We start from the raw sequence: 11,602 nt of genomic DNA, 5'->3' as shown, positions 1-11,602 counted from the left end.
AAAGTTTTCAGTATCGATTTGGCCGAAGGTGGTGCGCATGCGTCTCGTGGTTTCCCTGCTTCTCGCCACGGCAGGCTTCCTGTCTCCCGTGAGTGTGTTCGCCGGCAGTGCCGATGTTGAATCGACCATTCGCGACGTCAACATCGAGGGCATGAGCCTGGTGCTTGAAGACGGCAAAACCTATGCCGTTCCCTCCGAGTTCAATTTCGAGGGGCTGGAACCCGGTCAAAAGGTCATCGTGTTCTATACAGAAGTTGACGGCAAACGCGTCGTCGATGACCTGGAAGTGCTTCAATAACCGAGGACAACCGGCCGCCATACGGCGGCCGTCGGATGCTCATAACCAGCCGATCAGCTTCCGATCGCGATCGATCTTGAGGATACGATCCTGCGGAATGTTCATCTCGCAGGCCTCGTCCTCACTGACGTCCCCTATCAGGCGGAAGCAGCTGCGGATCACGCCGCCATGGCTGACGCAGACCGTCTGCCGCTCGACGGAATTGAGCCAGGCACCGATCCGCCAGGAGAGGATTTCATAGCTTTCCGCATCGTCTCCTGGCGGGATGAAACCCCATTTCTGCCGCGCCCGCTCCTCGACCCGTTCTGGCGAGACCTTCGCCAGTTCCGGCAGGGTAGAGCCTTCCCAGTCGCCGAAGGAAAGCTCTTTCAGCCGTTCGTCCGTGCTGTAGCGCCCAGGCTCAAGACCCATGGCAGCCCGCACGCGCTCCATGGTGTCGCGGGTCCGCCCGAGCGGGGAGCTGACAAAATCAAAATCCCCGGCGCGGTCACCGAGGATCTGAGCGAGCTTTCGCCCGTTTTCACTGGCCTGTTGGCGGCCGATGTCGTTGAGGCCGATGTCCTTTTGCCCCTGCATCCGCCCTTCGGCATTCCAGTCGGTCTGGCCGTGGCGGATCATGTAGATGAGCACGGCTGAGAACTCCGGAATCAGTCTTTGCCAAGGACGATATCGGGCGCATCGACCGACTTCATGCCGACCGTGTGGTAGCCACAGTCGACATGATGGACTTCGCCGGACACGCCGGTGGAAAGGTCCGACAGGAGATACATGCCCGACTTGCCCACTTCATCGGTGGTCACATTGCGCTTCAGCGGCGAATGATACTCGTTCCACTTGAGGATATAGCGGAAGTCGCCGATGCCCGAGGCCGCCAGCGTCTTGATCGGGCCGGCCGAGATCGCGTTGACGCGGATGCCGCGCCCGCCCATGTCGACGGCGAGATAACGCACGGACGCCTCAAGCGCCGCCTTGGCAACACCCATGACGTTGTAATGCGGCATGACCTTCTCGGCGCCGTAATAGGTGAGCGTCAAAAGCGAGCCACCATCGTTCATGATCTTTTCGGCGCGGGCCGCAACGGCAGTGAACGAATAGACCGAGATATCCATGGTGCGAGCGAAGTTGTCACGGCTCGTCTCGATGTAGCGTCCGGTCAGCTCGTCCTTGTCGGAAAAGGCAATGGCATGCACGACGAAGTCGATCTTGCCCCAATGCGCCTCGATATTGCTGAAGACAGCGTCGATGCTCTCGAGATTGGTCACGTCGCAATCGCCGGCAAGGAAGGCGTCCAGTTCCTGGGCAAGCGGCTCGACACGCTTCTTCAGCGCGTCCCCCTGCCAGGTCAATGCGATTTCGGCACCCTGATCACGACAGGCCTTTGCAATACCCCAGGCAATGGAGCGATTGTTGGCGACACCCATGATGACGCCGCGCTTGCCTGCCATAAGGCCGGAACCTTGAACCATATCGAGATCCTTTGAGACTTTCGGTGGAGTTGCCTATGGCATAGGCCGAACCGGCGTTCAAGATTGAAGCGGGTCATCGCAAGAACAGCGCCCGGACAATCGCGTCCGCTGTCCGGAAACCGTCATAAACACCTGAAAATCGGGACTGGCGGCCGGCCGAACGCACGGCCTGATAACCGCCATGGGTCAAGAGGCAGGGGGTGATACCCCTCCGCAGACCTTAGATATAGAGACCTTCACGCATAAGGCGCATCAGATCTGTGACCTTTTCGTCCGGCTTTTCCCAGAGCATGACGCGCAGTTCAATAACCAGCGCGCCGCGCCCGCCCTCGGGATTGGGCAGACCAAGATCGTCGATACGGATCACCTGATCGGAATTCGACCAGGCTGGAATGGTCACGGGAACCATCGTGCCGTCCGGCCCCTCGACCTGGCTCTCGCAGCCGAGAACTGCGTTTTCCAGCGTGATCGGCAGCACGGTCTTGATGTCGAATTCCTCGACACGGAACCTTTCCGCCTTCAGAACCCGGATCGTCACGGCCACGTCGCCGCGCTGGAGACCCTGGAACTTGAGACCCTGGCCCTTGAGGCGCACCACATGCCCCTCTGTCACACCATCCAGCGGCACGCGCACTTCGCGGCCGTCATTGAGCGTGATCGGCACGGACTTCTGTTCGAGCAGATCAGCAATTGCCACGACGGCTTCGGTGAAGATATCTGGCGCCTTTTCCGGCGGCGGCGGAGGTGTGCCGCGCAGTCGGCGGACCAGCGAGCTGAACAGCTCGATTGGCGCCAGCAGCGGAGATGCCGCTGGCTTGAGCGGCATGCCTTCCGCAAGCTCGGCGGCCTCCTGCTCGCGTCTGAGCGTCTCGGCTGCAGCGGCGGCTTCCGGGCTGTCGCCGAAGATCCGCGATGCCGCCTCTTCCGGACCGGAGGTGGTGCCACCGACCGTGGGGCCCTGGGCACCGGCCGTGCCTTGCGTCTGAGATTTGTCGGCGCCGGCCGTGCTCGTCGCCCCTGAGGCTTCGACCGGAGCCTCGGCATCGGTTTTCGCCTTGGCCTCGGCCTTTGCCTTCGCTTCCTGCTCCTTGGCGGCCTTCAGCTTGGCGGCCTGGGCAGCGTCGGCCTTGGCTTTTTCGGCTTCGGCGCGCGCAAGCTCCTCAAGCACGCGTTCGGCATTGGCCTTGGCCTGCTTGGCTCTTTCAGCTGCCTCGCGCGCCGCCTGGCGCTGCTGCATGATCGTCTGTTCGCGTTCCAAGGCTTCCACCTTCATGCGCTGTTGATCATACCGGCTGCGCTTGGCCGGATCCTTGAGCACTTCGTAGGCGCGGCCGATCTCGGCAAAGCGATTATGCGCCTGCGGATCGTCGCGGTTCTGGTCCGGATGCACGGATTTCGCCTTCGTGCGCCATGCGGCCTTGATTTCGTCTGCACCGGCATCACGCTTCACGCCAAGGATCGAATAGAAATCACGCATCGAGGACACCAACAAACCTCATGCGGGAAGACCCGTTCATGGCGTCTTCTCCGCGCTTCTGAAATGCCGTCCCGCTGACATTCATGCGGGGCCGCGCGTATAATCCGGCGAAGCGTCGCATGCGAGGTACTAATCTAAGGTTACGCAACGTCAGGGCACTGGGGGGCATTTCTTCGGGTTTGCTTAAGCAAATCTTTCGAATGCAACCGAAATCGCTCCGCCGTTTACGATTGGCGGTCGAAGCTCATCAGTTGCCAGTTGCCCGAACCGCTCGTGCAGGTCTTGCCGGAGAAATAGGCGATACCCTCATAGGAATGCCGCGTGGTCGAGAAGTTGCGGCAGATGACGCCGTCACCCTTTTCTTCCTGGATGGCCGTCACCACGCCGGCGCTCCCCGTCGTCGCATTCGCCCAGGGAAGCGGCTTGCCTTCGGTCTTCGAAAGGTCGGCCGACGAGACCGCACTTTGCACCGTCAGTTCGTCGGAGCGGCTGGTCGTATTGCCGTTCTTGGCAACGGTTGAGGTGGAGATGGAGTTGTCGACGGTGTCGGAACCGAACAGGTCCATGCTGCTGCCGAAGCAACCGCTGAGCGGAAGTGTCGCAGCGATGACGAGCAAGATAGAGCTTCTACGCATGCACCAACCCTTTGTCCGCCCGACCGATTTTGCTATGTCTGCCAAGGGGCCTGCGATCCAATGCTTCGTCATCGACGGCCAATATGCATATCGGGAGCATTTTACACAATATGTCAGATATCGGGTTAACAACTGGTGACTTCACGGAAGAGAACGAACCCTTCGCGCTCTTCGCCGCCTGGCTCAAGGATGCCGAAGCCTCGGAGATCAATGATCCCAATGCCGTAGCGCTGGCCACGGTGGATGCCGAGGGTCTGCCGAATGTTCGTATGGTGCTTCTCAAGGGCTTCGATGTCAGAGGCTTTGTGTTCTACACGAATTTCGAGAGCCAGAAGGGACAGGAAATTCTCGGCCAGAAAAAGGCAGCCATGTGCTTTCACTGGAAATCACTGCGCCGCCAGATCCGCCTGCGGGGTGATGTCGAGGTCGTCTCGGACGAGGAAGCCGACGAATACTACCAGTCCCGGCCGCTTGGCAGCCGCATCGGCGCCTGGGCATCCAAACAGTCGCGCCCGCTCGAGGGCCGCTTCGCTTTGGAGAAGGCGGTCGCCGAATACACGGCGAAATTCGCGCTCGGAAATGTCCCCCGTCCGCCGCACTGGTCCGGTTTCCGCATCATTCCGCGCTCGATCGAATTCTGGCACGACCGCAAGTTCCGCCTGCACGATCGCATCGAGTTTCGCCGCGATGGCGACAGTTGGTCGAAGGTCAGGATGTATCCCTGATAGGGGAGAAAGGTCAGCCGCCCGAGAGCCGTGATGGCAGCCCCGACGCCAGCGCCTCGACATAGCGGCGCTTCTGGTAAAGCCCGTTGAGGGAGATCCGGGGCAGAAGCTGCGGGTTCTCCATCAGGCCGGGATGAAGGGTTCCCGGCCGTGTGGTGACGGAAAGCTTGAAGCCCGCCCAATCGGCATATCCGGCCGTGCGCCTGGTGGCACTGCGTGCGTCACCATAGGGATAGGCAAATGTCAGCGGGCGTGAGCCCGTGATGCCGGCAACATAGTCGGCACTCTCATTAAACTCGCGTAACAGCTCCTCGTCGGTCAAAGCCGAGAGGCCGCGATGGCTGACGGTATGGGCGCCGTAGGAGACGAGCGGATGGCGCGCGAGATCTGCCAGCTCGTCATGATCCATCACCAGTTCCGAGACCAGCGCGTGCGGATTGATACCGACTGCATTGGCCGCAGCATCCAGTTGGGCGACACCTCTGGTTTCGTCCCCCTTCATCAACAGTTCCGCGAGCGCCGAGAAGGCGGCAGATTTCCGCGCCGTGGTGCTGCAGTCCAGATCCAGGCGGTCGGCCGGCAGGCTGACTGTCAGGCGGTCGCGCCTTTCGATGAGCGCCGCAGCCGTATCCCACCACATCGTGTGGCTGCGTTCCGACAAGCCCTTGCAGACGAAGATGGTGAATGGCACGCCATGCCGCGCGAAGACGGGAAGCGCGTGGTCGCGATTGTTGCGAAACCCGTCATCCAGGGTGAAGACGGCGAAGGGCGGGGCGCCGTCCGGCTCGGCAAGCGCCGCCGGCACATCGTCCAGCCGGAGAAAGCGATAGCCGCGTGCCCGCAGAGCCACGATGGATGCATCGAGAAACTCGGGCGTGATTTCAAGATGCCTGTTCGGCTGGAAAGGACGCCGATCGGCAGGGCGGACGTGGTGCAGGGTGAAAATGACGCCACGTCCCCGCAAGCGGCTCATGATGCCCAGGCGAGACGTCAGGAAGGATAGCTCCAACCCGACCGTGATCGCCGCGCGTTTCAGTCCTTGCTTGATCAGTCCCACTATAAGCCCCGCCTGAAAATCATAATCCCCAATGCCAGGCAGGCTAATCCCCTAACCCTTAAGCGAGGTTCAACGACCGGATGCGCATTTTCGTGATCGACTGTGACGCCACGAATACGACCTTTCGCCATGCGGATTAACCATCCATTCACCATGATCAGGCGACCTTCTGTGGAATGATGGTTGCATTTGATTCCGTTCGGCTGATTGTCGCCCCATTCTTGCCATATGGCGTCCATCGCAAGACGGCAGATCGGTCGAATCGAGCCACTTACAGTCTTCATTGAAATCCGGGCGGCATTGGAGTTTTCATGAGCAAGTTGTTGATCGCGCTATCGTTTTGTGTGGCGATCCTCTCCCTCTCGACAACTGCCCAGGCCGGCAGTGCCCAGCTCCTTCTCGATGCCCGCACTGGCGAAGTGCTGGCCTCCGAAAACCCCGACGAACTCAATCATCCGGCCTCGCTGACCAAGATGATGTCGGTCTACATGGTGTTCGACGCCATTCGCGCCGGCAAGATCAGCTGGGACAGCCCGGTTCCCTTTTCGAAACACGCCGCCTCCCGTCCGCCGACCAAGCTCTTCGTCAAGGTCGGCGATTCGATCACCGTGCGCGAAGCCGTGCTCGCCATGATCATCCGCTCCGCCAATGATGCCTCGGCAGCGATCGGCGAGAAGCTCGGCGGCACCGAAGAGAACTTCGCTGCGATGATGACGCGCAAGGCGCGTCAGCTCGGCATGATGAACACCACCTTCTTCAACGCGTCGGGCCTGCCGCATCCCCGGCAGTTCACCACGGCTCGCGACATGTCGACGCTTGGCGTGGCGCTAATGCGTGACTTTCCGGAAGAGTATGAACTCTTCGCCACCCGGAGCTTCAAGTTTCGCGGCAAGACGATCAGCGGCCACAACAACCTGATGTATCGCTACAAGGGCATGGATGGCATCAAGACCGGCTACACCAACGCCTCCGGCTTCAATCTCGTCAGTGCCGTCGAGCATAACGGCCGCCGCGTCGTCGGCGTGGTCATGGGCGGCCGGACTGCCGCCAGCCGCGACAGGATCATGGAGCGTCTGATCGACGCCAACATCAAGAAGGCCTCGACCGGCAGCCAGTTGCTCGTTTCGCGCTCGACCGGCGTCCAGATGGACCTTGCCCGTCTGGGCGATGCGATCCCGGTTCCCGCCTCGCGCCAGTCGGCGCTGGCCGCCGTCCAGAGCATGGCGGGCGCCACCGGCACCCTGGCTCCGGATACGGTCGCCGCCTATGCACCGGCCCACACCACCTCGGCAGAGCTGGACGCGACGCCGCAGAGCCGCCTTGCTGCCGTTGACCAGCAGCAGACCGCAAGCACCGCCACACCGGCCGGCAAGAACAAGTGGCAGGTCCAGATTGCCGCCGCCACCTCCGCCCAGGCCGCCATGGAGCTCCTCTCCGAGGCGCGCCAGAAGGTCGGCGGTCCGCTCAATGACCTCGATACCTATACCGAAATGGTGACCCGCAACGGCGTCACCTTCTATCGCGCCCGCTTCACCGGCTTCGACACCAAGGAAGACGCCCGCATGGCCTGCGACAAGCTGGTGCGCAAGCGCTACGACTGCGTGCTGATGCCCGCGCGGGGGTGAGACTGGCCCTCCCAGCAGCTCGACAAACTCCATTCGCCGAAATGAATGGCATTCTCCGCGATGGCGACCGGTTTTGGCTGAATCTGGCCGAAGCAGCGGGAGAGGTGCTGCAGGCGGCCAATCGGTTCAGCGACCCCGCTGCGCCAGTAGCATAAGCGAGCAGAAGCTGTAATCTGTACTCGCAGATGAGCCGGCTTTGCCTGCCTCAGTCAGCAGCTGCATCGCTACCGATGTCCGCGCCCGAGCCCGAGCTGAAATCCCTTCTGTCTCGAAAGCCCCTAGCGATCGGGGATAGACCAGCATTTCTGATGACCTAGTCTACGCCAGCTGTGGCATATGTTGATTTTGCCATGCGTTGTGTATAAATACACAAGGGTCGGAATGAGTTCGAAACACAGACCGCTGACACCCCGTGAGGTGGACAAGAGGCTCCGTGCGGATGGCTGGACCATCAAGCGCAAAGGGCCAGGCGACCATGTGCAATATGCCCACCCCGATAAGTCCGGAAAAGTGACGTTGGACATGGGTGTTCGCGAAGTCCCGACCGGAACGCTACGATCCATCTACAGGCAGGCCGGCTGGGTTTGGTAACCTGAGGTGGCCATGGAGAGTGACAATGCCTTTCGCCCATGCAATTCTTCATGAAGAGAACGGCGTCTTTGGCGTCTCGTTCCCGGATTTTCCCGGGTGCATTACAGGCGCCGACAGCGAAGAGGACGCCATTCGCAAGGCCGATGAAGTCCTGACCTTCCACGTCGCCGGCATGCTGGAAGACGGCGAAGCCTTGCCTGCGAGGCGAAGCGTGAAGGTGCTTCTGGCGGATCCTGAGACAAGGGAGAGCCTGGCTGACGGTGTGCTATTTCTGGCGCGCTACGAATTGCCGCGAAAGTCGGTGCGCATCAACATATCGATGGACGAAACGCTGGTGGAGGCAATCGATCGCGCCGCCGAATATGCCAACCAGTCGCGGTCCGGCTTTCTGGCGGAAGCCGCGCGATTGCGCATCCGAGACCTGTTGAACGCTGATTGATCAGCCCGCCTCAACCACCTCGAAGAACCGCATGCATTCCAGGAGGTCCTGCGCCACATAGGCGCAAAGCGCCTCGATCTCCTCGGTTGGCGCGAGCAGATCCGGGACCATCACCGCCATCATGCCGGCGGCATGGGCGGAGCGGATGCCGTTATGGCTGTCTTCGAGCGCCAGGCAGTCGTGAGGCGCAACACCCAGACGCTCGGCCGCCACGAGATAGGGGTCGGGTGCCGGCTTGCCCTTGCGATAATCCCCCTGCGCGACCACCGCGTCGAAACGGCGGATGAGGTCGAAGCCCGCCAGGTGATGCTCGACCTGGTGATGCGCTGACGACGTGGCAATCGCCCTGGGCAGGCCGAGCGTGTCGAGGAGGTCGAGCAGTTCGACCACACCGACCTTGAGCCTCAGATCCTTTTCCAGCAGCGCGTGGAAATGCTCGAGCCAGAGAACGCGGAAACCGTCAGCGTCGAAACCGTCACCCCAGGTTCGCTTGAAAAGCGCCGAGATCCCGGTCCAGGGCTGGCCCATCATGCCTTCATAGACGCGCTCATCGATCGGCAGGCCCCGTTGCCGGGCAGCCGAAATGACCGAGGCCCGGTAGTGGATCTCTGTGTCGAGCAGCAGCCCGTCCATGTCGAAGACAACGGCCTTGGGCGGGCGGGGGAGGTGGATCATAGGGCTGTGTCTCGGTTGCTGAAGGAGCGATGTGTCAAAGCGTTCTCCGCCGCTCCCCGAGATCTTCGAACAGTCTCAGGAGATAACCATCCGGATCGGCGACAACGAATTGCCGATTGCCGAGCTCATGGTCGTCCCGCCGGTACCACTTCTCCTCGAGCGGCAGATAAAGCGTCACACCCACCGCCGCAAGGCGCTCGACAATGATCGAGACAGCAGGCACCAGGATCTGCAGGTTCAAGCCACGACCGAAAGGTCGTTCGAGAGGAGCATCCTCTATCTCGAAGGTCCGCCCGATGCCGATCTGGTCGATCATCAATTGCGCGTCGCCTAGCGCCAGGAAGCTGAACCCTTCCTCGGGCCGCTCATAGGCAACCTCGAATCCGACAAGATCGCAATAAAACGCCCGGCTCGTCTGCCAGTCGCTGACGGCGAGTTCGGGAACGAGGGCGTTTGTCCTCAAGCCTTCGTCCCGCCCACCGTGATCTGGTCCATCCTGAGATGCGGCTGGCCGACGCCGACGGGCACCCACTGGCCGGCCTTGCCGCAATTGCCGATCCCGGTGTCGAGCTTCGAATCATTACCGATCATCGTGATCCGCTTCATCGCATCGGGACCGTTGCCGATCAGCATGGCGCCCTTGACCGGCGCGCCGATCTTGCCGTTTTCGATGAGATAGGCCTCGGTGCAGCCGAAGACGAACTTGCCGGAGGTGATGTCCACCTGGCCGCCGCCGAAGGAGACGGCATAGATGCCCTTCTTGACCGAAGCGATGATCTCCTCCGGCGTCTTGTCGCCCGAGAGCATGTAGGTGTTCGTCATGCGCGGCATAGGCTGGTGGGCATAACCCTGGCGGCGTCCATTGCCGGTCGCCTTCATGCCCATGAGCCGCGCGTTCTGCCGGTCCTGCATATAGCCGACAAGTCGGCCGTTCTCGATCAGGACATTATAGGCCGAGGGCGTTCCCTCGTCGTCGACGGTGATCGAGCCGCGCCGGTCACCAATCGTGCCGTCATCGACGACGGTCACGCCGGGCGCTGCCACCATCTCGCCCATCAGCCCGGCAAAGGCGGAGGTCTTCTTGCGGTTGAAGTCACCTTCCAGCCCGTGGCCGACAGCCTCATGCAGCATCACGCCCGGCCAGCCATTGCCGAGCACGATGTCCATGGTGCCGGCCGGCGATTCCTGCGCTTCGAGATTGACCAGCGCCTGGCGCAGCGCCTCGTCGGCGCCGCGCTGCCAGCTTTCCTGCGTCAGGAAGTCGTCGAAGCTCATGCGTCCGCCGGTGCCGAAGGAGCCGCTTTCCTGTCGGTCGCCCTGTCCGGTGACAACGGAGATGTTGATGCGCGTCATCGGGCGGATGTCGCGCACCCGGTGGCCATCGGCGCGCAGGATCTCCACCACTTGCCAACTCGCGCCGACGGTCGCCGTCACCTGCCGCACCTTGGGGTCCTTGTCGCGCAGATAGGCGTCGATCTCCGACAGGAGCTTCACCTTCTCCTCGAAGGTCGGCGAGCCGATCGGGTTGCCGTCGCCATAGAGCTTGGCATTGGTCCGCTGCGGCGCCGTCGCATAGGAGCCGGAATAGCCATGGGTCACGGCGCCCACGGCATCCGCCGCGCGGGAGAGGGCAGCAAGCGACAGCTCCCCGGAATGGGCATAGCCCACCGCCTCGTCGGCCACGGCGCGAAGTCCAAAACCCTGATCGGTGTTGAACGAGCCGCCCTTCAGGCGCCCGTTGTCGAAGGTCAGCGATTCCGCCTGGGCATGCTCGACGAACAGCTCCCCGTCATCGGCGCCCTTGAGAGCATCGGCAACGCGCCGCGTCAGCGTGGCGTCGTCGCAGTCGAAGAGGGAGAGAAGGTCCTGGGTCATACATGTCTCCTTGGGCGCTGGCATCAAGCATGTAGGCGCACAACAAAAGAGGGGCAAGCCCGCCGGACCTGCCCCATCCTATAAACTCATCACGATCAGGCGACCGCGCTTATGGCAGCGTGTCATAGCCTTCGGCAAAGCCGGCCAGCTCGATCGGAATGCCCACGCGGTCCTGGTCTGCCGATTCGCGAAGCGCAAAGACGGCAGCCTTGCCGACGCGCAGGATCTTCATAAGCTCTTCGTCGATCTCGACTTCCACATAGCAGCCTTCCGAGAAGCAGCGGGTGAAATAGGCACGGCCGATGTTGTTGCCATCGACAAACAGTTCCATGCCGTCCTTGAGGAGGACGCCAAGCGGCGCGAGGATGCGCAGGATGCGCGCCTTCCGATCGGCTGTCTTCAGCACCACCACGGAAAGACCAACTTCCGGCCTGTCTTCGGCAATCACGTTCTGCATCAGAGCGCATTGCTCTTCCGATGCACCGGCCGGCTTGTCGCAGATGACCGACCACGCACCGTGGTTGGAACGGATCGAGCCCGGCTGTTGTTGGGGTTGCTGGCTCAGTGCCGGGGTGGCGAGCGCGACCATCAACACGGCGCTCGCGGTCAGGCTCGACCAGGCAAGTCTAGACAGACCCATGAAAACCTCTGGAAAACGAATCATTGACGACATTCTTGTCGCGAGGGCCCGCAAATGGAAGCCCCGCCGCCTGTTTTAAGGCCGACTGCGGCATAATTG

The 11,602-nt window shown here is 61.7% G+C and carries 14 protein-coding genes; 5 read left to right on the top strand and 9 right to left on the bottom strand.

Going from position 1 to position 11,602, the window contains the following annotated elements; genetic code table 11:
* Window positions 1–37 precede the first annotated feature (37 nt).
* A complete protein-coding gene (locus AC1PUL_RS12830; RefSeq protein ID WP_480464557.1) occupies window positions 38–298 on the top strand; it encodes a DUF1344 domain-containing protein in 261 nt (86 codons plus the stop codon).
* 39 nt (window positions 299–337) lie between these two features.
* On the opposite strand, the gene AC1PUL_RS12825 is transcribed toward AC1PUL_RS12830, so the two are convergent.
* From AC1PUL_RS12825 to AC1PUL_RS12810, 4 genes are all read right to left on the bottom strand, one after another.
* Window positions 338–928: a histidine phosphatase family protein gene (locus tag AC1PUL_RS12825; RefSeq protein WP_480464556.1), complete on the bottom strand. Its 591-nt coding sequence runs from the start codon at window positions 926–928 to the stop codon at window positions 338–340.
* 17 nt (window positions 929–945) lie between these two features.
* The gene (fabI, locus tag AC1PUL_RS12820; protein ID WP_480464555.1) at window positions 946–1,764 is read right to left on the bottom strand and encodes an enoyl-ACP reductase FabI; all 819 of its coding nucleotides are present in this window, start codon (window positions 1,762–1,764) and stop codon (window positions 946–948) included.
* A gap of 220 nt (window positions 1,765–1,984) precedes the next feature.
* Window positions 1,985–3,241 carry a J domain-containing protein gene (locus AC1PUL_RS12815; RefSeq protein ID WP_480464554.1) on the bottom strand — a complete coding sequence of 419 codons (1,257 nt, stop codon included), beginning with the start codon at window positions 3,239–3,241 and terminating at the stop codon, window positions 1,985–1,987.
* Between the two features lie 224 nt (window positions 3,242–3,465).
* The gene (locus AC1PUL_RS12810) at window positions 3,466–3,921 is read right to left on the bottom strand and encodes an RT0821/Lpp0805 family surface protein (RefSeq protein ID WP_480464553.1); all 456 of its coding nucleotides are present in this window, start codon (window positions 3,919–3,921) and stop codon (window positions 3,466–3,468) included.
* A 65-nt stretch (window positions 3,922–3,986) separates the two neighbouring features.
* Here AC1PUL_RS12810 and pdxH point away from each other — a divergent pair, with 65 nt between their 5' ends.
* On the top strand, window positions 3,987–4,601 hold the full coding sequence (pdxH, locus tag AC1PUL_RS12805; protein WP_298464221.1) for a pyridoxamine 5'-phosphate oxidase: 615 nt from the start codon (window positions 3,987–3,989) through the stop codon (window positions 4,599–4,601).
* A 13-nt stretch (window positions 4,602–4,614) separates the two neighbouring features.
* On the opposite strand, the gene AC1PUL_RS12800 is transcribed toward pdxH, so the two are convergent.
* Window positions 4,615–5,661: a polysaccharide deacetylase family protein gene (locus AC1PUL_RS12800; RefSeq protein ID WP_480468578.1), complete on the bottom strand. Its 1,047-nt coding sequence runs from the start codon at window positions 5,659–5,661 to the stop codon at window positions 4,615–4,617.
* A gap of 308 nt (window positions 5,662–5,969) precedes the next feature.
* Here AC1PUL_RS12800 and AC1PUL_RS12795 point away from each other — a divergent pair, with 308 nt between their 5' ends.
* From AC1PUL_RS12795 to AC1PUL_RS12785, 3 genes are all read left to right on the top strand, one after another.
* Window positions 5,970–7,283 (top strand): serine hydrolase, encoded by a 1,314-nt coding sequence (locus AC1PUL_RS12795; protein ID WP_480464552.1) that lies wholly within the window; start codon window positions 5,970–5,972, stop codon window positions 7,281–7,283.
* A 336-nt stretch (window positions 7,284–7,619) separates the two neighbouring features.
* Window positions 7,620–7,874: a type II toxin-antitoxin system HicA family toxin gene (locus AC1PUL_RS12790; RefSeq protein WP_480464551.1), complete on the top strand. Its 255-nt coding sequence runs from the start codon at window positions 7,620–7,622 to the stop codon at window positions 7,872–7,874.
* A gap of 25 nt (window positions 7,875–7,899) precedes the next feature.
* Window positions 7,900–8,313, top strand: a complete 414-nt coding sequence (locus tag AC1PUL_RS12785; protein ID WP_480464550.1) for a type II toxin-antitoxin system HicB family antitoxin — start codon at window positions 7,900–7,902, stop codon at window positions 8,311–8,313.
* On the opposite strand, the gene AC1PUL_RS12780 is transcribed toward AC1PUL_RS12785, so the two are convergent.
* The 4 genes from AC1PUL_RS12780 to AC1PUL_RS12765 all read right to left on the bottom strand — a co-directional run bounded on the left by AC1PUL_RS12780 (window position 8,314) and on the right by AC1PUL_RS12765 (window position 11,503).
* The gene (locus AC1PUL_RS12780; protein ID WP_480464549.1) at window positions 8,314–8,988 is read right to left on the bottom strand and encodes an HAD family hydrolase; all 675 of its coding nucleotides are present in this window, start codon (window positions 8,986–8,988) and stop codon (window positions 8,314–8,316) included.
* A gap of 34 nt (window positions 8,989–9,022) precedes the next feature.
* Window positions 9,023–9,451 carry a bleomycin resistance protein gene (locus AC1PUL_RS12775; RefSeq protein WP_480464548.1) on the bottom strand — a complete coding sequence of 143 codons (429 nt, stop codon included), beginning with the start codon at window positions 9,449–9,451 and terminating at the stop codon, window positions 9,023–9,025.
* Window positions 9,448–10,863, bottom strand: a complete 1,416-nt coding sequence (gene tldD, locus AC1PUL_RS12770) for a metalloprotease TldD (RefSeq protein ID WP_480464547.1) — start codon at window positions 10,861–10,863, stop codon at window positions 9,448–9,450. Before tldD ends, AC1PUL_RS12775 begins: the two co-directional genes overlap by 4 nt.
* A 109-nt stretch (window positions 10,864–10,972) precedes the next feature.
* Window positions 10,973–11,503, bottom strand: a complete 531-nt coding sequence (locus AC1PUL_RS12765) for an invasion associated locus B family protein (protein WP_480464546.1) — start codon at window positions 11,501–11,503, stop codon at window positions 10,973–10,975.
* Window positions 11,504–11,602 lie beyond the last annotated feature (99 nt).

The organism is Rhizobium sp. P43, from assembly GCF_056730705.1.
Note: the sequence above shows the minus strand (reverse complement) of the source record. Positions and strands in the feature narration are given on the sequence as shown.